The following is a 20885-nucleotide window of genomic DNA, read 5'->3' as shown; positions in this document are numbered from 1 at the left end:
CATTGACCCATCCGCTTCCTCGAACTGCGCAGCCGGCTGACATGATGCAGCAGCGCAAGCGAATCTAGAACACGTTTAAGCTCCGATTGCGTAGCGCTGCTTGAGTGCCTCGCATGTCCGCGCGAGCACGTCGTCCCAGTCGTCGCGCTGAGTTTGCGTGAAAAGACGCAAGCCCGGATACCACGGGCTGTCGTCCCGTCCGCGCAGCCAACGCCAGCAACCCGCGAAACGGTTCAACAGCCATACCGGCTTGCCCAGGGCCGCGGCGAGATGCGCGACCGAGGTATCGACGGAAATCACCAGATCGAGGTTGGCGATCAGCGCGGCGGTATCCGCGAAGTCCGTGAGATCGGCGGTCCAGTCCGTTAGGCGCGCCTGGCTGGCCGGATCGGCCAGCTTGGCGGGATCGTCGGTCTTTTGCAGACTGATCCAGCGGATTTGATCCAGCGCGAAGAGCGGCGCGAGCTGAGCTGCGCTGACGCTGCGCCGGCGATCCACGGCGATGCCCGAATGGCCGCCCGCCCATACCACGCCGATGCGCGGCAAATGCGCGTCCGGCAACGCGTCGAGCCGCGCGCGCCAGGCGGCGGCACGCGTCGTATCGGCGTGGAGATACGGCGTGTCCGCCGGGATGGTCGCGACTTGCGTGCCGAACGCCATCGGCAACGACATCAGCGGGCAATAGCGATCCCAGCTCGCAAAATCGGACGCCGGCTCGTCGAGCAGCACGAGCCCCGGCCAGCGCGAACACAGCGATTCTTCGTACAGGCGACGCAGCGGCGCCGGGCATACATAGCCGACCTGCGCGAAGCGCTCCAGCGCCATTGGCAGATAGCGCACGAATTGCAGACTGTCGCCGTAGCCTTGCTCGTCGAGCACGAGCAGACGTTCGCTGCGCATACGTTTCGGCTCCGCTGCGCCGACTACGGCGGGGCTTTCGCCCCACCAGCGCGGCAACGGCGCCTGAATGGGCACTCGCGCGGGGCTTCCGTCGGCGTGACGGAAGCTGACCCAGCGGTCTTCGAAATAGGGCCACGCTTCCTGATAGCGGCCGGTGGCGAGCAGCAGCATCGACAGGTTATTGCGTGCGACGAGATTGGCCGGCGCGAGTTCGAGCGCGCGCCGGTAGTGATGCTCGGCTTCCTGTAGAGCGCCCAGGTCCGCGAAGATGCGGCCGAGGTTGTTGTGCGCCGCGGAGTGGCCAGGTTCAATCTTGATCGTCCGACGGTAACTGACTGCCGCGTCTTCCGGACGGTCGAGATGTTGCAGCGTCAACGCCAGGTTGTAGTGAAGCGCAGTGAACTCCGGCTGCAGTGCGAGGCCCTTGCGCAAACTGTCGACGGCTCCGTCGTGATCGCCCAGTCTGAGCTGAATCGCGTACAGCGTGTTGTAGAGGTTCGCTTCCGGGCCGAGCTCGATCGCCCGCTCGATCCAGTGTTGCGCCACTTCAGGCTGGCCGGCGGCAAGCGCGAGCAGGCCCTCGAGATGCATGGCGCCGGTGTGCTCGCCGTCCAGCGTCAGGATTTGCGCGGCGAGCGCGTGGACGGTGTCGTGGCGACCGGCCCGGTACGCTGCCAGTGCCTGGTCATGCAGGCTTGATATGTTGCTGTTATCGGATGCGGCTTCGGAATGCGCTGACATGGGACGGACGGACCTCGATGACTGGCCGGTGGCTTCGCGCCGCTCACGGTGCGCGGTGCGGTGCCATCGGCGCACGCTGCTTGATGGCAGAGGTCTTTGACGCCGACGCATGGGCTCGCATCTTCTCGCGTCGGGCGCTTGACCGCTGGTGAGCGGCGATTATGGTTTCGGGGTCCGCGAAGGGGCTGCGCGAAACGTCTGAAAGACATCGGGAAATGGTTGAGCGTGCTTGTGAAGCGTCGGCCTTATCCGCTAATCGTAGCCGCCCACCGTCAGCACCTTCATCGCCAGCCGGTACGTCGTGTAGGCGAGCCAGTTAAGCAGCCGTTCGCCGGCCGGACGCGCGTCGTAGTGCGCTTCGTCGATGCGCCGCGAGTCCTTGAACGCGACGAGGATCGCTTCGCGAAGCGCGTCGATCGACGGATCGTTCACCAGCACGACGTTGGCCTCGTTATTCAGCATGAGGCTGAGCGCGTCGAGATTGGACGAACCCACGGTCGCCCAGTTCGAGTCGACCACCGCGACCTTGCCGTGCAGCATGGTCTTCTCGTACTCCGCGATCTGCACGCCCGCCCGCAGCAACGCGCGATAGAGAAAAGGCACCGCGTAGTCGAGCGCCTTGAACTCCTTGCGGCCGATAATCAGCTTCACCACGACGCCGCGCCGCGCCGCATACACGAGCGCGCGACGCAGCTTGCGGCCAGGCATGAAGTACGGATTCGCGAGCAGCACCTCGTTGCGCGCCTGGCCGATCGCCGTCAGATACGCCTTTTCGATGGCGCGCCGATTGATCAGGTTGTCGCGCGCGACGAACGCCACGCACGGTTCGCCGCCCGCCCACAGTTCTTCGTTGCGGCGCCGGCGGCGCCGGCGCAGACTGCCGAGCGACGCGGACGTCTTCGGACTGAGATCGGGCTCGAGCGACTCCACCGGCCGATGCCCGACGCGAATCCGCCGCCATTGCACTTCGAACGCCTGGCGCACGTCGCTCACCACAGGCCCATGCAATTCGACCGCGAAATCCCAGCGCCGGTACGGCAGCGTCTCGCCGTTGTTTTCGTAATCGTCGACGATGTTGATGCCGCCACAATACGCAAACGCGTCGTCGATCACGGCGAGCTTGCGGTGCGTGCGCGAGAAACCGAAGCGCCCGAAAATGTGCGGGTTGTAGATGCGATGCTCGATGCCCGCGCCGGTCCACTCGTCGAACATCGGCAGGCGCGCGGTGCCGACGCCGTCGGTGATCACGCGCACACGCACGCCGCGCGCCGCAGCGCGCAGCAGCGCCGCGTTGACCATCTGCCCGGCCTCGTCGTAGCAAAAGATATAGGTTTCGAGAACCACGTCGCGCTCGGCGGCATCCACGCGCTGCACGAGCGCGCTGAAGAACTCGTCGCCGGAGCGCAGCAGCTTGACGTCGTTGCCGCTCGTGAAGCGGTAGCGCTGCCAATAGCGGCGGCCGAGCAGCGATTGCCGCAGACGGGCGAAACGGCGTGCGCCGCCGACGCTCATCGGCGAGACTCCGAACGCTTGCGCAACCTGTTCGGCAACTGCAGGATCGCATCCGCATTCGACGACGAAAAGCAGCGCGACGCCGCCTCTTCATACGGCAGCCAAAGAAACGCAGTGTGCTCGCGCGGCGCGAGCGTGACTTCGAGGCGCTCGGGCACTTCCACGCTGAACCAGTGCTCGGTGTTGTGGATCACGCCTTCGGCATAGCGATGCAGGAACTGCGGATAGATCTCGTATTCGATCGAGTATTGCCAGTCGAACAGCGCGCTTTGCGGCACAGCAGCGCTGCCGATCACGATGCCGGTTTCCTCGGCCACTTCGCGCATGGCCGTTTCGGCGAGCGGCTCGTCGAGCCGGTCTTTCGAACCCGTGACCGACTGCCAGAAGCCCGGCATATCGGCGCGCTCGATCAACAGCACATCGAGCGAGGGCGTATGAATGACGACGAGTACGGACTGCGGGATCTTCGGCGGTTTCGGCATGATGTGAAGACTGGGCGCAATGCTGCGCGATACATGTCGGCGAGTGGTCCAATGAACAGTCGAAAGCTGTTGCATCGACTGTAACGCAAAAAACGAAAAAGGCGCCGGAGTTTGCTCCCGCGCCTTTTCGTTTTGCTTCTGCTGTCGTTTTCAGACAGCACCCGGCATCAAATCGTCATGCCTTCGGTTCCGGCGTGCGCAGACGGATGTGCAACTCGCGCAACTGGCGCTCGTCCACTTCGCTCGGCGCCTGCGTGAGCAGATCTTGCGCGCGCTGCGTCTTCGGGAACGCGATCACGTCGCGGATCGAATCGGCGCCGGCCATCATCGTGACGATGCGGTCCAGACCGAACGCGATGCCGCCATGCGGAGGCGCGCCGTACTGCAACGCGTCGAGCAGGAAGCCGAACTTGGCTTGCGCTTCTTCGGCGTTGATCTTGAGCGCGCGGAACACCTTGCTCTGCACTTCCTCGCGATGGATACGCACCGAGCCGCCGCCGATTTCCCAGCCGTTCAGCACCATGTCGTAGGCCTTCGCGAGGCAGCGCGCCGGGTCCGATTCCAGGTACTCGAGGTGCTCGTCTTTCGGGCTCGTGAACGGATGATGCGCGGCGACGTAGCGGTTGTCTTCCTCGTCGTATTCGAACATCGGGAAGTCGACCACCCACAGCGGCTTCCAGCCGGACTCGACGAGGCCATTGGCCTTGCCGAATTCCGAATGGCCGATCTTCAGACGCAGCGCGCCCAGGCTGTCGTTCACCACCTTCGCGCGATCCGCCGCGAAGAAAATGATGTCGCCGTCTTGCGCGCCGGTGCGCTCGATAATCGCCTTGACCGCTTCGTCATGCAGGTTCTTGACGATCGGGCTTTGCAGACCATCGCGGCCCTTCGCCACTTCGTTGACCTTGATCCACGCGAGGCCCTTCGCGCCGTAAATGCGCACGAATTCCGTGTAGCTGTCGATGTCGCCACGCGAAAGCTCGCCGCCCTTCGGCACGCGGATGGCGGCAACGCGGCCGTCTTTCGAGTTGGCCGGCGTGCTGAACACCTTGAATTCGACGTCTTTAACCGCGTCGGTCAGGTCGGTGAATTCGAGCTTCACGCGCAGGTCCGGCTTGTCCGAACCGAAGCGGCGCATGGCTTCCGAATACTCCATGACCGGGAATTTCTCGTCGAGCGAAACGCCGATCGTTTCCTTGAACACATGACGGATCATCGCCTCGAAGAGATCGCGAATTTCCTGTTCCGACAGGAACGAGGTTTCGCAGTCGATCTGCGTGAATTCCGGCTGACGGTCGGCGCGCAGGTCTTCGTCGCGGAAGCACTTGGTGATCTGGTAGTAGCGGTCGAAGTTCGCCACCATCAAGAGCTGCTTGAAGAGCTGCGGCGACTGCGGCAGCGCGAAGAACTGACCGGGGTTCGTACGCGACGGCACCAGGTAGTCGCGCGCGCCTTCCGGCGTGCTCTTGGTCAGCATCGGCGTTTCGATGTCGATGAAACCGAGCGTGTCGAGGTACTTGCGCACTTCGATCGCGACGCGGTAGCGCAGACGCAGGTTGTGCTGCATCTGCGGACGGCGCAGATCGAGCACGCGATGCGTGAGGCGCGTGGTTTCCGACAGGTTGTCGTCGTCGAGCTGGAACGGCGGCGTGACCGACGCATTCAGCACGATCAGCTCGTGGCACAGCACTTCGATCTTGCCGCTCTTGAGCGCGGCGTTCGTCGTGCCTTCGGGACGCGCGCGCACCACGCCCTTGATCTGCAGACAGAACTCGTTGCGCACGTCTTCGGCCGCCTTGAACATCTCCGCGCGATCCGGGTCGCAGACGACCTGAACGAGGCCTTCGCGGTCACGCAGGTCGATGAAGATAACGCCGCCGTGGTCGCGGCGGCGGCTGACCCAGCCGCACAGCGAGACGGTTTGGCCCAGTAGTTCTTCGGTCACCAGACCGCAGTATTCAGATCTCATCGACATGATGTTTGACTTTCGTTTTGCATTGGTTGATCGGCGCGCCGCAGTTCGACACTGCGTGAAACGTTGCGCGCCGGCATTACAGCGGAGGCTCGACTGTCGTGCGGCGCACCGGCGCCGGAGGCGCGGACGGCGCCACGACGCCCATCGAGACGATGTACTTGAGCGCGGCGTCGACCGTCATGTCGAGTTCGATCACTTCGCTCTTGGGCACCATCAGGAAGAAGCCGGACGTTGGATTCGGCGTGGTCGGCACATAAACGCTGACGTGATCTTCTTTCAGGTGATTGATCACGTCGCCGCCCGGAATGCCGGTCAGAAACGCAATCGTATAGCAGCCGCGGCGCGGGTATTCGATGAGCAGCGCCTTGCGAAACGCGTTGCCGCTGCTCGACAGCAGCGTGTCGGACACCTGCTTGACGCTCGTGTAGATCGGCCCGACCACGGGAATGTGCGCGACCACGACTTCCCACCACTTCACGAGCTTCTGCCCGACGAAGTTCTGAGTCAACAGCCCGACGACAAAGATGAATGCCAGTGTCAGCACCGCGCCGAGGCCGGGCAGGCGGAAACCGAACACGCGCTCGGGCTGCCATGCGCGCGGCAGCAGCAACAGCGTCTGATCCATCGTGCCGATGATCAGACCGAGCACCCACAGCGTGATGGCCAAAGGCACCAGCACCAGGAGGCCAGTCAGAAACACCGATTTGAGCGTCGTTTTTTTCGTCGTCATGTGTACCGCCAGAAAAGCCGCGCCGCCGAAGCAATGCGCGGCGTGTGCGCCGCCCGCGAGGGCGGCAGTGCTACTAGACGCTGCTGGAGCCGCTTGCGGGCGTGCTGGCCGCCGGCGTTGCAGCCGGTGCTGCCGGCGCCGCGGCTGAACTGCTGGCTGCGGCTGTGTCGGATTTGGCGGCGCCGTTGCTGGCAGCCGCGGCGTTCTCGCCCGAGGCGCCGTTGGCAGCGCCATTAGCAGCGCCGTTCGACGCGCCATTGGCGTCGGCCTTCGCGGGCGCGCCGCTGTTGCCGCCGCGGAAGTCGGTCACGTACCAGCCGGAGCCCTTCAACTGGAAGCCCGCGGCCGTGACCTGTTTGCGAAAAGTGTCTTTCCCGCACTCGGGACATTGCGTCAACTGGGGGTCGCTCATCTTCTGAAGGACGTCCTTCCCAAAGCCGCATGACTCGCAACGATAAGCGTAGATCGGCATGACCTGTTCCCTACTGAAATCTTGTAAACGCTTGCAAAGCCTTGAATTATAGCCGCAAACCGTAACGCTCCCCGGCATTTTGGGGATGAGCGTCCGGCGCAGCCGCCGTCGCGCCAGATGGGGGCGCTTGCATGAAAAATCAAGGGCCGCGCGAGCGATGGCCAGGCGCGGCGGCGCTCGAACCGGCAGCGGCGGCGGCCCCGGCCTCGGTGGGCGATGCTCGACGTTCAGCCTCGGCGGCGCCACGTCAGCCAACGCTCGCGTCCCGCAAACACCGCGATCGAATCGCTGACCGCCTCGTCTTCGATCAATTCGAAATGCGGCGTGAGCAGCGTCTCGAGTTCAGCGCGCTCGATGCCGAACGGCGGCCCTTTCGGCGTCGCTCCGATAAAAAAGAAGCCGGCGAGCAGCGCGCCTGCCGGCAACAGTTCGGCCATGCGGCGCGCATAGTCGTCGCGGCGCGCAGGCGGCAACGCGCACAGAAACGCGCGCTCGTAGATCCATGCGGGCGCAAACGGCGGCTCGTAGCTGAAGAAATCCGCCTGTTCGACGAGCTGTGCATGCTGTTCGCCCAACTGCGCGCGCGCCGCCGCGACGGCTGCGTGCGAAAAGTCGATGGCGCGCACCGGACTGCCGTGCGCGGCCAGCCAGGCCGCTTCGTAGGCGCTGCCACAGCCGGGAATCAGCACCGCCTCGCGGGCATGACGCCCAGCAAACGACTGAAACGCCGACGGCACGCCCGCCTGGTCCCACGGCGTGAAATGACGCTCGAAACGCTCGTCCCAGAACGCCGGCGAATTCGGATCGCGGCTTTCGAAATCGGGCATCGGGGATTGGGTCGGATCTTGGGTCGGATCGCTCATCGTTCGCCTCGCATTCGGGCCGCTTAGGCTTCGCTTGGATCAGGCGCCGTACGCCAGCGCGAGGAACACTCGCGCAAGCGCCGCGCCGACACCGACGGCCACGCCGAACAGCAGCAAGCCTTGCAGCAGCCGGTTCGTGCGTTTCTGCTCGAGCAGGATCTGCCGGATCATGTCGTCGTTGCCGACGCGCCCATGATCGTGCCGCTCGGCCAATACATGATGGATCAGCCGCGGCAATTGCGGCAGCGTCTTGCTCCACTGCGGCGCCTCGATCTTCAACCGCTCGTACCAGCCGCGCAGCCCGATCTGCTCGTTCATCCAGCGTTCGAGATAGGGCTTGGCCGTCTTCCACAAATCGAGTTCGGGATCGAGCGAGCGGCCGAGCCCCTCGACGTTGAGCATGGTTTTTTGCAGGAGCACGAGCTGCGGCTGAATTTCGACGTTGAAGCGGCGCGACGTCGAGAACAGGCGCATCAGCACCTGACCGAGCGAAATGTCCTTCAGCGCGCGGTCGAAATACGGCTCGCATACCGCGCGAATCGCGCTTTCCAGTTCCTCGACGCGCGTGGTCGGCGGCACCCAGCCCGACTCCAGATGCAGCGTCGCGACGCGATGGTAGTCGCGCTTGAAAAAGGCGAGGAAGTTCTGCGCGAGGTAATTTTTGTCGAAGTCCGACAGCGCCCCGATGATGCCGAAATCCAGCGCGATATAGCGGCCGAAGTGCGCCGGATCGAGGCTCACCTGGATGTTGCCGGGGTGCATGTCCGCGTGGAAAAAGCCGTCGCGGAACACCTGCGTGAAGAAAATCTCCACACCTTCGCGCGCGAGCTTCGGAATATCCACGCCCGCCGCGCGCAGCGTATCGACCTGGCTGATCGGCACGCCGACCATGCGCTCCATCACGAGCACGGTGGGCGTGCAAAATTCCCAATACATTTCGGGCACGAGCAGCAAGTCGAGCCCGGCAAAATTGCGGCGCAACTGGCTGCCGTTGGCGGCCTCGCGCATCAGATCGAGTTCGTCGTGCAGATACTTGTCGAACTCGGCGACCACCTCGCGCGGCTTCAGGCGCTTGCCGTCGGCCCACAAGCGCTCGGCCCATACGGCGATGTCGCGCAGCAACGCGAGGTCTGAATCAATCACCGGCAGCATGTTCGGGCGCAGCACTTTCACGGCGACAGCCTTGCCCGCGTGCTGCCCGGCCTTCACGGTCGCGAAGTGCACCTGCGCGATGGAAGCGCTCGCCACCGGCACGCGCTCGAAATCGTCGAACAGCACATCGACCGGCGCGCCAAGCGACTTCTCGACGAGCCCGATGGCCACCGTCGAATCGAACGGCGGCACCTGGTCCTGGAGCTTCGCGAGTTCGTTGGCGATGTCGACGGGCAACAGATCGCGCCGCGTCGACAGCACCTGCCCGAACTTGACGAAGATCGGCCCGAGGCTTTCCAGCGCGAGCCGCAAGCGCACGCCAGGCGGCGCGTCGAAATTCCGTCCGAGCGTGGTGATACGCAGCAGCATGCGCACGCGCCGGTCGTTGATGCGGCCGAGCATCATCTCGTCGAGACCGAAGCGGATAACCGTGAAAAAGATCTTGAGGAAACGCAGAAAACGCATAGTGGTGCCCGGTGACTAGCGCGTGCCGCGCAACGTGGCGGCGCTGCCCGGCGCGACGGCGCCGCGGGCTTCGACCTTCTGTTCAAGACGCTGGATGCGTTTTTCGACTCGCGCGAGCGCATCGCGTGCTTGCGCCAGCTCGACGTTGAAGTCGTCGAGCGCGGTGCGGCGCACGAGTTGCGGATTTTCGTCCAGCAGATATTCGGCGGCCGTGTCGAGCAGATTGCGGCCGGTGCGCTGCACATGTTCGCCGACCGTGCGCGCAATCGACGCGACCCGCCACGCGGGGCCGTCGCCGATCAGCTTCGCCAGATCTTCTTCCGGCTCCCAGCGCAAATGCTCCGCCAGTTTGGCGATGACGGTCGCGAACTCGGCGTCGCCGTCGATCTTCACGTGCTTCATGACCGCGGCCTGGCCACCCTGGACGAACGCCGGCAACGCATCCGACGGCACCGAAAGCGTCACGTCGAACTGTTGCGCGTCGGTTTCGCCGAGCGCGCCCAGATAGCCGTCCGGCTGCACGACGAGCGCCAGCACGACCGGCGGCGACGACAGTCGCGCGGTCTTGCCCGCGTAAGGGGCGAGGCGCTCGCGAGCCCACGATTCGCGGGCGAGCAGATGATTGACGGCAGCGACAAAGGGCTTGGCGGCGAGGGTCATTGAAGGTGGCAAGAAAAAACCCGCGGGAGCGACTGCTCGCGCGGGTTCCTATTGTAACGTCCGTTCGCTTCGCGGCCTGCCTGGCTGAACGGCTAATCGTGGGCCTTGATGATCAACCGCGGATCAGCGTCGGGCGACATGTGCGCACGTTGCAAGCGAACCACCGGACGGACGGCCGCGACGCTCTCGCGTCTCAGTGCTGCGCGACCTGCTGGATGCCGGCGAGCAGCCAGCCTTCGCCCGGACGGTTCGCCTTGGACAGATTCCACACTTCGACGAACGGCTCGGCCGCCGCACCCGGCGCCTCGCGGATCAGCCCGGAGAAGCGCACGCTCGCGAAGTATTCGTTCGCGCGTTCTTCGACGCCGAGCAAATCGGCGTTCAACTGCACGACATCCGTCTGATTCGTTCCGGCGCCGCGCGAAGACAGGTCGACGCGAACCTCGGCGAACATTTCCGGCGTGGTGAACTCGCGGATGTCGTCGATATTGCCGACGTCCCATGCGGCTTGCAGTCGCACGAAATACACCTTCGCGTTGCGCAGGAACGCTTCGGAATCGAAGCCGGCCGGCACGCTCGGCGTTGCGTTCACGGACGGCGTGGTCAGCGGATTGCCTTGCGGCTCAAGATACGAACCGGTAGGCGGCGCCGTGTAGCGCGGCTCTTGCGGCTCCTGCGTATAGCCCGTGGCGCCGGAATTCAGCGACGGCGAATGCCCGGCGTAAGCCGGTTGCGACGTATCGCGCTTGCGGCCCAGGAAGCGGCGGATCAGCCAGATGCCGATCATCGCGAGCAATGCGATCACGATGATGTTGGCCATGGCGCCCGCGAACGCGCCGCCCAGACCGAAGTGCGACAGCAACGCGGCGATGCCGAGACCGGCCGCCAGACCGGCGATCGGCCCAAGCCAGCGCGAGCGGTTAGGCTGCGCGGCCGGCGCCGGTGTAGGCGCAGGCGCGGGTTGCGCGCGCTGCTGCATGGCCGGGTTGGTCGGCGAAGGTTGCGGCGCAGCCTGCTGCTGAACGGTGTTCGACTGACGGCCGATGCTGCGGCCGCCGCCCATGCGGCGCGCTTCGGCGTCGAGCGAGGCGACGGAGCCGGCCACGATCAGACCGACCATTGCGATCAGTCCGATTCTTCTCGCCAGCGACCGCTTGACCTTACGGGGAGATAACAGCATTGAATCGGACATTTCGGTGCATTCCTTTAAAAATCGACGGGTTAGGAACCCTAGTATTTGGTCCCCACATGCAAAGCTACCACGCCGGCTGACAAATTGTAATATTTGACGCTGTCGAGGCCCGCTTGTTCCATCATTGTTTTTAAAGTTTCCTGGTCCGGGTGCATGCGGATCGATTCGGCCAGGTAGCGGTAGCTCTCCGCGTCTTTCGCAAAACGCTCGCCGAGCCACGGCAAGACCTTGAACGAATAGACGTCGTAGGCCTTTTTCAGCGGGTCCCAGACCTTCGAGAATTCCAGCACCAGCAGACGCCCGCCCGGCTTCAGCACGCGGCGCATTTCCGCCAGCGCGATGTCCTTATGCGTCATGTTGCGCAAGCCGAATGCCACGGTGACCACATCGAAGTAGTTGTCCGGGAAGGGAATCTTCTCGGCGTCGCAGAGCAGCGCCGGCGTAATCACGCCCTTGTCGAGCAGACGGTCGCGGCCGACACGCAGCATCGACTCGTTGATGTCCGTGTGCCAGACCTCACCGGTTTCGCCTGCCTGCTTCGCGAACGCCTTCGACAGATCGCCCGTGCCGCCCGCGATGTCGAGCACCTTGTAGCCCGGCCGCACGTGGGCCTGCGCGATCGTGAACATCTTCCACGCACGGTGCAACCCGCCCGACATCAGGTCGTTCATCAAGTCGTAGTTGGCGGCCACCGAGTGGAACACGCCCGCCACCTTCTGCGCCTTTTCCTGTTCGTCGACCGATTGAAAGCCGAAGTGGGTTTTGCTCATCGCGCTTGTCCTTTCCGCGTATTCTGAAAATATTGCGCCGCAGGTGCGGCAGTTCTGGCGAATCGTATCAGTGACGGTGGCCGTGCGCAGCGCCCGGCGCGGCCATCGGCGTATCGCGGTCGACGCCGGCCGCAGCCAGCTTGTCGAGATACGCGCGCCACAGTTCATCCTGGCGCCGTGCCAGATCGTAGAGCAGGTCCCACGAATAGATGCCGGTGGAGTGCCCGTCGGAGAACGTCGGCTGAATGGCGTAGTTGCCGACGCCTTCGATCATCGTGATCGTGACGTCGCGCTTGCCGGTTTGCAGCGTTTCCTGGCCGGGACCGTGGCCCTGCACTTCCGCCGACGGCGAATACACGCGCAGCAGCTCGAACGGCAGCCGATACGATTCGCCGCTCGCGTACTGCAATTCGAGCACGCGCGACTTCGAATGCACGACGACGCCGGTCGGCACCGGAGTATCGGGAGTCAGTCCGCTCATGATGGCCTCGATAGGTCGATATGAAAGCGCCGCCGCGCCCGATGCGCCCCATGAGCGCGGCGCGAAGCGGCGGGTGAATGGCGCTCAGGCGAGAGCGTGTTCGATTTCCTGCCGCACCGCTTCGCGCAGCAGCGTGGCCTGCGCGCGGCGCGACGACAGCATCGCTTCGGACACCGTGCGCTGGCGCGGCGCCCAGATGGGCAGCGGGAAATGAGCGTCGTTCGAGAAACGCGGAATGACGTGCCAATGCACATGCGGCACCTGGTTGCCGAGGCTCGCGAGGTTCACCTTCGCCGGCTGAAGAATGCGCCGCATCGCGCGCTCGACCGCATACACCGCCTTCATCACGCGATCGCGGCCCGCCGCGTCGAGATCCGAAAACTCCGCTACGTGCTCGTTCCAGATCACGCGGCAAAAGCCCGGGTAATCGTGTTCGTCGGCGAGGACGACGCGCAACGTGTCGTCCTGCCACAGCACATCGCCGCCATCTTCACGGCAAAAAACGCAATCCATCGTCGTCCTCAGGCAAAAATCGTCAGTCGTGCCATTAAACCAGCACGCGCTCGATTCCGCCATTGTTCGCACGCTGCACGTAGTCGACCATCCAGTCTTCACCGAGCACATGACGCGCCATTTCGACGACGATGTAATCCGCCTCGATGCCCGCGTCTTCGTTGTAGCGCGACAGGCCTTGCAGGCAAGACGGGCAGCTCGTGAGAATCTTGACGTCGGTGGCGCCCTTCGGCTGCGGACCGTCGCCGGCCTTCAGCACGGAGCCATTCGCCGCACCCGCGGTGCCGGCCGATGCATTGGCCGGATTGATCGCGTTCGCGCCGGCTTCGGCGACGAGCGGAATACCGCGCAGCTTGGCCGCGCCCTTGCGGATTTCTTCTTCCTTGCGAAAGCGCACCTGCGTCGAAATGTCGGGACGCGTGACCGCGAGCGTGCCCGATTCGCCGCAGCAACGATCGTTCTTTTCGATCTTGTAGCCGTCCTTCTCGGAACCCATCAGCGCGTTCACCAGCTTGACCGGGTCCATCGTCTTGATCGGCGTGTGGCACGGGTCGTGGTACATGTAGCGCGTGCCTGTGACGCCGTCGAGCTTCATGCCTTTTTCAAGCAGAAACTCGTGAATGTCGATGATCCGGCAGCCCGGGAAAATCTTGTCGAATTCATAACCGGCGAGCTGGTCGTAGCAGGTGCCGCACGACACCACCACCGTTTTGATGTCGAGATAGTTCAGCGTATTCGCGACGCGATGGAACAGCACGCGGTTGTCGGTGACGATCTGCTCGGCCTTGTCGAACTGACCCGAGCCGCGCTGCGGATAGCCGCAGCACAGATAGCCCGGCGGCAGCACCGTTTGCACGCCCGCTTCCCACAGCATCGCCTGAGTCGCTAGGCCGACCTGCGAGAAAAGCCGCTCGGAACCGCAGCCGGGGAAGTAGAACACCGCTTCCGTATCGGCCGTGGTCGTCTTCGGATTGCGGATGATCGGGACGATCTTGTTGTCCTCGATATCGAGCAATGCGCGCGCGGTTTTCTTCGGCAGATTGCCCGGCATCTTCTTGTTCATGAAGTGGATCACCTGCTGCGTGACCGGCGGCTTGCCGACCGTTGCCGGCGGGTGCGCCGTCTGCTTCTTCGCGAACTTCTTCAGCACTTCGTTGCCGAGGCGCTGCGCCTTGTAGCCGATGCCCATCATCGCCGTGCGCGCGAGGTTGATGGTCTGCGGATTCGTCGCGTTGAGGAAGAACATGCCGGCTGCGTTGCCCGGATTGAACTTCTTCTTGCCCATTTTGCGCAGCAGGTTGCGCATGTTCATGGTCACGTCGCCGAAGTCGATCTTCACCGGGCACGGCGTCACGCATTTGTGGCACACCGTGCAGTGATCGGCGACATCGCCGAACTCGTCCCAATGCTTGATCGACACGCCGCGGCGCGTCTGCTCTTCGTACAGGAACGCCTCGACCAGCAGCGACGTCGCGAGAATCTTGTTGCGCGGGCTGTACAGCAGGTTCGCGCGCGGCACGTGGGTCGCGCACACCGGCTTGCACTTGCCGCAGCGCAAACAGTCCTTGATCGACTCCGAAATCGCGCCGATATCCGACTGCTGCATGATCAGCGATTCATAGCCCATCAGGCCGAAGCTCGGCGTGTAGGCGTTACGCAAGTCGGCGCCTTCGAGCAGCTTGCCCGCGTTGAAGCGGCCATGCGGATCGACGCGCTGCTTATACGCGCGGAATTCGCCGATCTCGTCGTCGGTGAGAAATTCGAGCTTCGTGATGCCGATGCCGTGCTCGCCGGAAATCACGCCGTCGAGCGAACGCGCGAGCTTCATGATGCGGGCAACCGCCGTGTGGGCGTCTTGCAGCATCTCGTAGTTGTCGGAGTTCACCGGCAAGTTCGTGTGCACATTGCCGTCGCCCGCGTGCATGTGCAGCGCGACGAACACGCGGCCGCGCAGCACCTGCTTGTGGATCGCCTGCGCCTCGTCGAGGATCGGCTTGAACTCGCCGCCGTTGAAAATCTGCCGCAATTCAGCGCGGATTTCCTGCTTCCACGACACGCGGATCGTTCGGTCCTGCGTGACATGGAACACGGTCGCATCAGCTTGTGCGTCGACGCGATCGGCGAATTTTTCGGCGAGCGCTTCGTAGCCGAGTCCGACGAGATAATGCTGCGCCTCGCGCAACGACAGGTCGAGCTTGTCGCGCAAAAACTCCCAACGCGTGCGCACGCGCTTGAGCAGATCCAGCGCCTGCTGCACGCGGTCTTCGAGCAGTTCGGCGCTCGGAATTTCGTTGGCGTCGTCGCTCTTGCCGAGCGGCAGCTTGCCTGCCTTGAAGAACGCTTCGAGCGCGTCGACAAGTTGCAGCTTGTTCTTGATCGACAGCTCGATGTTGATCCGTTCGATGCCGTCCGTGTACTCGCCCATGCGGTCGAGCGGAATCACCACGTCTTCGTTGATCTTGAACGCGTTGGTGTGCTTCGCGATCGCGGCGGTGCGGCTGCGGTCGAGCCAGAAGCGCTTGCGCGCCTCGGCGCTGACCGCGACGAAACCTTCGCCGCTCTTGCCGTTGGCCATGCGCACGACTTCCGACGTCGCCTGTGCAACCGCATCCGCATCGTTACCGACGATGTCGCCGATCAGCACCATCTTCGGAAAGCCGTTGCGCTTGCTCTTGGTCGCGTAGCCGACCGCGCGGAGATAGCGCTCGTCGAGATGTTCGAGACCAGCCAGAATCGCGCCGCCCTGCTTCGACGTTTCGAACAGATAGTCCTTGATTTCGACGATGCTCGGAATCGCTTCGCGCGCCTGGCCGAAGAATTCGAGGCACACAGTGCGCGTATGCGCGGGCATCTTGTGCAGCACCCAGCGCGCGGACGTGATGAGTCCGTCGCAGCCTTCCTTCTGCACGCCAGGCAAACCGGCGAGGAATTTGTCGGTGACGTCTTTACCCAGACCTTCCTTGCGGAACACGCGGCCCTTGATGTCGAGCGCTTCCGTGCGCAGCAGCTTCTCGCCCGGCGCATAGTTGCCGTCGAACCATTTCAGCTCGAAACGCGCGACTTCGATATCGTGAATCTTGCCGAGGTTGTGATCCAGACGCGTGACTTCGAGCCAGTTGCCTTCAGGATCGACCATGCGCCACCAGGCGAGGTTGTCGAGCGCCGTGCCCCACAGCACCGCTTTCTTGCCGCCCGCGTTCATCGCGACATTGCCGCCGACGCACGATGCGTCGAGCGAAGTCGGATCGACGGCGAACACGAAGCCCGCCTGCTCGGCCGCCTCGGTCACGCGGCGCGTGACGACGCCCGCGCCGGAGAAAATGGTCGGCACTTTGCGATCGACGCCCGGCAGTTCGGTCATTTCCACTGCGCCGAGCTGTTCGAGCTTTTCGGTATTGATGACGGCCGAGAACGGCGTGAGCGGCACCGCGCCGCCCGTGTAGCCGGTGCCGCCGCCGCGCGGAATCACCGTCAGCCCGAGCTCGAAGCAAGCCTTGATCATGCCGGCGATCTCGGCTTCGGTATCCGGCGTCAGCACGACGAACGGATACTCGACGCGCCAGTCGGTCGCGTCGGTCACATGCGAGACGCGCGACAAACCGTCGAACTTGATGTTGTCCTTTTCGGTGACGCGGCCGAGCACCTTCGTCGCGCGGCGGCGCAGATCGTAGGTCTTCTGAAATTCGCTTTCGAATTCGTCGACGGCGCGGCGCGCGGCCTGCACCAGCGTTTCCACGCGCGCGGCGCGGTCGACGCCCGCTTCGTCGCCATGCTCGGTGAGATCGGCGCGGCGGCGCTTCTCGATCTCCGACAGCCGGTGATGCAGCGCCTCGATCAGCATCGCGCGGCGCTTGGGGTTGTCGAGCAAGTCGTCCTGCAGATACGGGTTACGGCGCACCACCCAGATGTCGCCGAGCACTTCATAGAGCATGCGCGCCGAGCGGCCGGTGCGGCGCTCCGCGCGCAGTTCGGCCAACGCGGCCCAGGCGTCGTCGCCTAGCAGACGAATGACGATTTCCCGGTCGGAAAACGACGTGTAGTTGTAGGGAATTTCGCGCAGGCGCGCTTCGGGATCGGCGGCGACCGCAGTGGCGGCTCCGTGCGGATCGAATACTTGAGGTGCGTTCATGTGTGGACGACTCGGTGGATCAGCCCGACGCTCTCGTGGCGAGGCGCCGGCTGACTGTGCGCGTGGGGCGCAATGCTTGGAAATCTTCTTGGGAGCGAAGCGCCACCGACGGTCTACTCACGTCGGACGCTTCGCGGCGCTCAGATACTGCTACACGATCGTGCCTGGCGGACGTGACGCTCCGCCGCGGGGCGAGACTCACGCGGGACGGGCATCAAATGGGCGATCCGAGGCTGCCAGTGCATCTTCCGATCCTTATTCCAAAATGGAATTCTACCGCATCGGCCAACGCCGCGTTGAGGGCGGAAAAGGAGGCGGCGGCGGGGCTGAGGGCCAGGCAGTGCACCGCAGTCCGCGCTATGAGCCGCCCCATTCCGCACTCAGGCGCCCTTCGTCACCATCAGCCAGAAGATGCCGACAAAGGCAAAGAATGCGATTGCGCCGAGCGCGACCCAGATCCACAGCATTCGCCAGTAGGCGGCGCTCAGCGGACGCCCGGTTTCAGCGCTCACGCGGGCCGACGCGGCGAGGCGCATCTGCAGGAACACCACGGGCAGCCAGCAGCCGATGGCCAGCACATACAGCCCAATCGACCACGCGAGCCAGCCGCTTGCCAACTGCATGTTCGCCAGATGCGCGAGGTAAAGCCCGGTGGCCGGCTGCAGGATCGCGGTGGGCGTGGTGAACAGCCAGTCGGCGATCACCACGAGCCGGGTGACGCGCGCGACGGTCCTCGCATCGCGGCCGAGGCTGGTCAGCAGCATGTAAAAGGCGGAGCCGATGCCGGTGCCGAACAGAATCGTCGATGAAAGCACGTGCAGCCATTTGATGACGAGGTAGGTCATGGGTAATTCAGGGGTTAGCGACAGCTTTACCGGCGCAGGCGGATCGCTCACCGCCGCCGCCGTCGAACTGGATCAGCAGAATCAGCAGCGCGATCATCGGCAGATTCTTCGAGAGCGGCCCATACGGATGCAGCCAGAATTCGGGCAAGCGCCAACTGATCAGCGCCGTATAAAGCACGATCAGCACGATCTGCAATGTCCAAAGCCGAGCGCGCGGACCCAGGCGCCGCGGCCAAACCAGCGAGAGCACGCCGAACGCAAGGTCGAGTAACGCCGCGCCGTAGAGCAGCAACGGCGCGAGCGCCGCCGGCGCCCCGACCCGCGCCAGAAGTTCCAGGCTCGACGCACGCGGGTACAGCCACGCCGACACGATCGCCGTCCAGATCCACACCGCCGCGATCGATACGCGCAGCAACGGCAACAGCCACATCAAACGCGCGGGCGTCCCAAAGCTTTCGCGCTCGACGGGCATCTCCGACAGCGCGCGCGGCGCCCTTCCGAGCAGCCGCTCGAAACGGTCGGTCGGCGCGACGTTGCCGCGCTCGAGCATCGCGAGAGCGTCGGCGCTCATCAGCGAGCCCGGCAGCAGCGCGCCCAGCCGCGTTGCCAGCCTGACGAGCGGCATCGGCACCGGCAGGAACCAGCCACGCGGGCTGCCGGCTACCCGTCGCAAGACGGCCAGGTATTCCCTCAGCGTCATCGGCTCCCGGCCGACGGCCGCGACGCGTCGCGTCGTCGGCGTCGTCGGTGCGGCTGCGTTGGGCGTGTCGCCGGCCGGCGGGGCCAGCGCGCCTGCCACGACCAGCTCGACGACATCGTCGATATGAACCGGCTGAATGCGCTGCGCGCCCGCTCCGGGCAGCGGCACGACCGGCAGCGTCGCCCAGGCGGCGAAAAAGCGCGTGCTGCGGCCCTCGGGTGCGAACACCAGCGACGGCTGCACGATCAACGACGAAACCGGCAGCGCGAGCAGCGCTTCGTCGGCGGCGAGCTTGCTGCGGTGATACGGGCTTTGCGCGAGCGCATCGGCGCCGAGCGCGGAAATCTGCACGATGCGCCGCACGCCCGCGGCGACCGCGGCCTTGAACAGCGTGATCGGCGCCTCGGTGTGCAGGCGCCGGAAGTCGTTGCCGGTCGCGTCGCTAAAAATGCCGACCGCGTTGATCACGACGTCGACGCCCGCGAGCAGCGGCATCAACTTTGCTGCATCGCCGAGGCCCGCGAAGTCCAGATGGACCAGCCGGCAGCCGCGCAAGCGCTGCGCGGCACGGACGGGATCGCGCACGCCGCACACGACCGAGTGGCCCGCCGCCACCAGCGCGTTCGCGACTCGCGCGCCAATCATGCCGGTAGCACCTGCAAGGAAAATCACCATGACTCTGGACGTTCGACCGTTAGAAGACATCGTGCTGCCCGGCCTCGTTGCCGGCGCGCTTTCGACGCTGGCGCTCGGCGCGTGCGCGCGCCTCATCGGCAAGCGCGCGACCGCGCCTGTCAGCGCCGTAAGCCACTGGGTCTGGCCGCAAGAAGTGAACCAGACCGCCCGCCCGCGCCCGCGCCACCTGGTGACGGGGCTGGCGATTCATCATCTGATGTCGGTGGGATGGGCGGCCGTCAATGCGTACACGCTTGCAGCCGTTCAGGAGTCCGCCGGGTTATGCGGCGACTCGCGCCCAGAACACGGTCGACGCGTCGCGCTCGCGAGCGCGTTGACGGTCGTCGCCGCCTTCAGCGACTACGTGATCGCGCCGAAGCGCTTCACGCCGGGCTTCGAGTTTCATTTGCGGGTGCCGCACATCGCGGCGGTGTACGTCGCATTCGGCGCGGGGCTGGTTGCGCCGTTTGTCGTCGAGGATTTTTGCCGGAGAAGGCGGGTCGCGGCCTTGCCCGCTAACGAGGCGATAACCAGGCAATAACGGCGCGATCGCGCGGCACTGCCCGCGCCTTCACGAACCGCAAACCGCCCGGCACGCGGCATGCTGACCCAAACGACGAACCACCAACTCACGGAGGCTCAGCATGGCAGATCCCGAATCGAAAACCGGGCACATCGAGCAGCAACCGGTGCCCGGCCACACCGAGAACATTCCAACCGACGGCTCGGACAACCGACGCGATGACCACCGTCAGGAAACCGCCGCACCGACGGCCAGCCCCGACACGAAACCCGGCAACCCGCCTGGCTCACAAAGCGACGCCGACCGCACGCGCTCGCCGGACTGAGCCGATACCGCAACCGACGCACCAATCGACACCGCAATCCACACGACAAGGACTTCCCATGACAAGCGAATCCGCCAGCCCGACGCCGCCGCGCCAGTCGCCGAACGATCCGACGGCCGGCGACCGCCGTCTGTCCGACGAACAGAAGCAGTCGGCGAGGAACGAACCCGCGCCGCCCGAACCGGGCCGCGGCGCCGACCTGCCCGATCCAAACGAAGTCGGCGAGGACGGCTAGGCCGCATCGACAACGCCAGACTACAAGGTACAAGGAGAATCGCGATGGCAAGCAAGCAACCCGCCGCGTCCGCGGCGCTAAAGGCCACTTTCAGGCTGTTCGCGGACGGCGATCGCGTCCTTGCGCAGAACGTCGACGGCAAAGTCATCGACATCGGCGCGCTGGAAACGAAAGGCGATCGCTACATCGTGCGGCTCGACGTCGACCCGCCCGCGCTCGAACCGTCGCATTCGGTCGAAGCGGCGCTGCGCGCGGTCTCTTCGCAATTGAACTTCGACTACCTGGACGGGCTTTTCACGAGCGAAGGACCGATCGACTTTCACGGCGACCTGTTTGCGTTGCCGCACGTCGAATGGCAGCTCGACGAACCGTTGCCGCGCGAACTCACCGACGGCAAGCCGCCGCATATTTTCTAGTCCGCTTGCAGTACGCGCGGGGTTGGGCCTTCGCGGCGCCAACCCCGGCCGGCCAGTGCTCGCACCGTTGGCGCTATCATTGATGCTTTTCCGCCTTCCAGAGCGCATCGCGCCCCTCGCATGGCCTCC

At 64.6% G+C, this 20885-nt stretch carries 20 protein-coding genes; 4 read left to right on the top strand and 16 right to left on the bottom strand.

Annotated elements, in window-relative coordinates; genetic code table 11:
- Positions 1-75: 75 nt before the first annotated feature.
- The 16 genes from P0D87_RS10610 to P0D87_RS10535 form a co-directional block, all read right to left on the bottom strand.
- Positions 76-1641: a tetratricopeptide repeat protein gene (locus P0D87_RS10610; RefSeq protein ID WP_053857507.1), complete on the bottom strand. Its 1566-nt coding sequence runs from the start codon at positions 1639-1641 to the stop codon at positions 76-78.
- Positions 1642-1893: 252 nt separating this feature from the next.
- A complete protein-coding gene (clsB, locus tag P0D87_RS10605) occupies positions 1894-3153 on the bottom strand; it encodes a cardiolipin synthase ClsB (protein ID WP_029970479.1) in 1260 nt (419 codons plus the stop codon).
- Positions 3150-3635 carry a dihydroneopterin triphosphate diphosphatase gene (nudB, locus tag P0D87_RS10600; RefSeq protein ID WP_053857506.1) on the bottom strand — a complete coding sequence of 162 codons (486 nt, stop codon included), beginning with the start codon at positions 3633-3635 and terminating at the stop codon, positions 3150-3152. The genes clsB and nudB overlap by 4 nt, the downstream gene beginning before the upstream one ends.
- A 175-nt stretch (positions 3636-3810) precedes the next feature.
- Positions 3811-5610 carry an aspartate--tRNA ligase gene (aspS, locus tag P0D87_RS10595; RefSeq protein WP_006047965.1) on the bottom strand — a complete coding sequence of 600 codons (1800 nt, stop codon included), beginning with the start codon at positions 5608-5610 and terminating at the stop codon, positions 3811-3813.
- A 76-nt stretch (positions 5611-5686) separates the two neighbouring features.
- A complete protein-coding gene (locus tag P0D87_RS10590; RefSeq protein ID WP_006047966.1) occupies positions 5687-6340 on the bottom strand; it encodes a DUF502 domain-containing protein in 654 nt (217 codons plus the stop codon).
- 73 nt (positions 6341-6413) lie between these two features.
- A complete protein-coding gene (locus P0D87_RS10585) occupies positions 6414-6812 on the bottom strand; it encodes an FmdB family zinc ribbon protein (protein WP_053857505.1) in 399 nt (132 codons plus the stop codon).
- A gap of 227 nt (positions 6813-7039) precedes the next feature.
- The gene (locus P0D87_RS10580) at positions 7040-7675 is read right to left on the bottom strand and encodes a methyltransferase domain-containing protein (RefSeq protein ID WP_053857504.1); all 636 of its coding nucleotides are present in this window, start codon (positions 7673-7675) and stop codon (positions 7040-7042) included.
- Between the two features lie 39 nt (positions 7676-7714).
- Entirely contained in the window at positions 7715-9292 is a 1578-nt protein-coding gene (gene ubiB / locus P0D87_RS10575) for a ubiquinone biosynthesis regulatory protein kinase UbiB (protein ID WP_006047969.1), read from the bottom strand.
- A gap of 15 nt (positions 9293-9307) precedes the next feature.
- On the bottom strand, positions 9308-9952 hold the full coding sequence (locus tag P0D87_RS10570) for a ubiquinone biosynthesis accessory factor UbiJ (RefSeq protein WP_006047970.1): 645 nt from the start codon (positions 9950-9952) through the stop codon (positions 9308-9310).
- Positions 9953-10145: 193 nt separating this feature from the next.
- The gene (locus P0D87_RS10565) at positions 10146-11144 is read right to left on the bottom strand and encodes a Tim44 domain-containing protein (protein ID WP_006047971.1); all 999 of its coding nucleotides are present in this window, start codon (positions 11142-11144) and stop codon (positions 10146-10148) included.
- 38 nt (positions 11145-11182) lie between these two features.
- Positions 11183-11914, bottom strand: a complete 732-nt coding sequence (ubiE, locus tag P0D87_RS10560) for a bifunctional demethylmenaquinone methyltransferase/2-methoxy-6-polyprenyl-1,4-benzoquinol methylase UbiE (RefSeq protein WP_006047972.1) — start codon at positions 11912-11914, stop codon at positions 11183-11185.
- Between the two features lie 67 nt (positions 11915-11981).
- Complete coding sequence (locus P0D87_RS10555) at positions 11982-12395, bottom strand: gamma-butyrobetaine hydroxylase family protein (RefSeq protein WP_029970488.1); 414 nt, start codon at positions 12393-12395, stop codon at positions 11982-11984.
- Positions 12396-12479: 84 nt separating this feature from the next.
- The gene (locus tag P0D87_RS10550; RefSeq protein ID WP_006047974.1) at positions 12480-12908 is read right to left on the bottom strand and encodes an HIT family protein; all 429 of its coding nucleotides are present in this window, start codon (positions 12906-12908) and stop codon (positions 12480-12482) included.
- A gap of 34 nt (positions 12909-12942) precedes the next feature.
- A complete protein-coding gene (locus P0D87_RS10545) occupies positions 12943-17037 on the bottom strand; it encodes a DUF3683 domain-containing protein (RefSeq protein ID WP_006047975.1) in 4095 nt (1364 codons plus the stop codon).
- A 380-nt stretch (positions 17038-17417) separates the two neighbouring features.
- A complete protein-coding gene (locus P0D87_RS10540) occupies positions 17418-17882 on the bottom strand; it encodes a DUF2269 family protein (protein WP_006047976.1) in 465 nt (154 codons plus the stop codon).
- A gap of 7 nt (positions 17883-17889) precedes the next feature.
- Positions 17890-19257, bottom strand: coding sequence for an SDR family oxidoreductase (locus P0D87_RS10535; protein WP_053857503.1), 1368 nt, complete (start codon positions 19255-19257; stop codon positions 17890-17892).
- Here P0D87_RS10535 and P0D87_RS10530 point away from each other — a divergent pair.
- The 4 genes from P0D87_RS10530 to P0D87_RS10515 all read left to right on the top strand — a co-directional run bounded on the left by P0D87_RS10530 (position 19256) and on the right by P0D87_RS10515 (position 20756).
- Positions 19256-19798 carry a hypothetical protein gene (locus tag P0D87_RS10530; RefSeq protein ID WP_053857502.1) on the top strand — a complete coding sequence of 181 codons (543 nt, stop codon included), beginning with the start codon at positions 19256-19258 and terminating at the stop codon, positions 19796-19798. The two genes, P0D87_RS10535 and P0D87_RS10530, sit on opposite strands and share 2 nt — an antisense overlap.
- A 103-nt stretch (positions 19799-19901) precedes the next feature.
- Positions 19902-20105, top strand: a complete 204-nt coding sequence (locus P0D87_RS10525; RefSeq protein WP_006047979.1) for a hypothetical protein — start codon at positions 19902-19904, stop codon at positions 20103-20105.
- A gap of 58 nt (positions 20106-20163) precedes the next feature.
- On the top strand, positions 20164-20340 hold the full coding sequence (locus P0D87_RS10520; RefSeq protein WP_006047980.1) for a hypothetical protein: 177 nt from the start codon (positions 20164-20166) through the stop codon (positions 20338-20340).
- 44 nt (positions 20341-20384) lie between these two features.
- A complete protein-coding gene (locus tag P0D87_RS10515) occupies positions 20385-20756 on the top strand; it encodes a hypothetical protein (RefSeq protein WP_053857501.1) in 372 nt (123 codons plus the stop codon).
- The last annotated feature ends 129 nt before the right edge of the window (positions 20757-20885 follow it).

The sequence above is a fragment of the Paraburkholderia sp. RL17-368-BIF-A genome, assembly GCF_046054045.1.
Taxonomy (GTDB): Bacteria; Pseudomonadota; Gammaproteobacteria; order Burkholderiales; family Burkholderiaceae; genus Paraburkholderia; species Paraburkholderia graminis.
The sequence above is the reverse complement of the archived record's forward strand: the minus strand, read 5'-3'. Positions and strand labels throughout refer to the sequence as shown.

Excerpts from the sequence above, each read along its gene's own strand:
- P0D87_RS10520 (WP_006047980.1), top strand. The coding sequence starts at position 20,164 with ATGACAAGCGAATCCGCCAGCCCGACGCCGCCGCGCCAGTCGCCGAAC.
- P0D87_RS10540 (WP_006047976.1), bottom strand. The coding sequence starts at position 17,882 with ATGACCTACCTCGTCATCAAATGGCTGCACGTGCTTTCATCGACGATT.
- P0D87_RS10525 (WP_006047979.1), top strand. The coding sequence starts at position 19,902 with ATGGCAGATCCCGAATCGAAAACCGGGCACATCGAGCAGCAACCGGTG.
- P0D87_RS10515 (WP_053857501.1), top strand. The coding sequence starts at position 20,385 with ATGGCAAGCAAGCAACCCGCCGCGTCCGCGGCGCTAAAGGCCACTTTC.
- P0D87_RS10530 (WP_053857502.1), top strand. The coding sequence starts at position 19,256 with ATGACTCTGGACGTTCGACCGTTAGAAGACATCGTGCTGCCCGGCCTC.
- P0D87_RS10585 (WP_053857505.1), bottom strand. The coding sequence starts at position 6,812 with ATGCCGATCTACGCTTATCGTTGCGAGTCATGCGGCTTTGGGAAGGAC.
- ubiE (WP_006047972.1), bottom strand. The coding sequence starts at position 11,914 with ATGAGCAAAACCCACTTCGGCTTTCAATCGGTCGACGAACAGGAAAAG.
- P0D87_RS10610 (WP_053857507.1), bottom strand. The coding sequence starts at position 1,641 with ATGTCAGCGCATTCCGAAGCCGCATCCGATAACAGCAACATATCAAGC.
- P0D87_RS10545 (WP_006047975.1), bottom strand. The coding sequence starts at position 17,037 with ATGAACGCACCTCAAGTATTCGATCCGCACGGAGCCGCCACTGCGGTC.
- P0D87_RS10570 (WP_006047970.1), bottom strand. The coding sequence starts at position 9,952 with ATGACCCTCGCCGCCAAGCCCTTTGTCGCTGCCGTCAATCATCTGCTC.
- aspS (WP_006047965.1), bottom strand. The coding sequence starts at position 5,610 with ATGTCGATGAGATCTGAATACTGCGGTCTGGTGACCGAAGAACTACTG.
- clsB (WP_029970479.1), bottom strand. The coding sequence starts at position 3,153 with ATGAGCGTCGGCGGCGCACGCCGTTTCGCCCGTCTGCGGCAATCGCTG.
- P0D87_RS10555 (WP_029970488.1), bottom strand. The coding sequence starts at position 12,395 with ATGAGCGGACTGACTCCCGATACTCCGGTGCCGACCGGCGTCGTCGTG.
- P0D87_RS10580 (WP_053857504.1), bottom strand. The coding sequence starts at position 7,675 with ATGAGCGATCCGACCCAAGATCCGACCCAATCCCCGATGCCCGATTTC.
- P0D87_RS10590 (WP_006047966.1), bottom strand. The coding sequence starts at position 6,340 with ATGACGACGAAAAAAACGACGCTCAAATCGGTGTTTCTGACTGGCCTC.
- P0D87_RS10550 (WP_006047974.1), bottom strand. The coding sequence starts at position 12,908 with ATGGATTGCGTTTTTTGCCGTGAAGATGGCGGCGATGTGCTGTGGCAG.
- P0D87_RS10565 (WP_006047971.1), bottom strand. The coding sequence starts at position 11,144 with ATGTCCGATTCAATGCTGTTATCTCCCCGTAAGGTCAAGCGGTCGCTG.
- P0D87_RS10535 (WP_053857503.1), bottom strand. The coding sequence starts at position 19,257 with ATGGTGATTTTCCTTGCAGGTGCTACCGGCATGATTGGCGCGCGAGTC.
- ubiB (WP_006047969.1), bottom strand. The coding sequence starts at position 9,292 with ATGCGTTTTCTGCGTTTCCTCAAGATCTTTTTCACGGTTATCCGCTTC.
- nudB (WP_053857506.1), bottom strand. The coding sequence starts at position 3,635 with ATGCCGAAACCGCCGAAGATCCCGCAGTCCGTACTCGTCGTCATTCAT.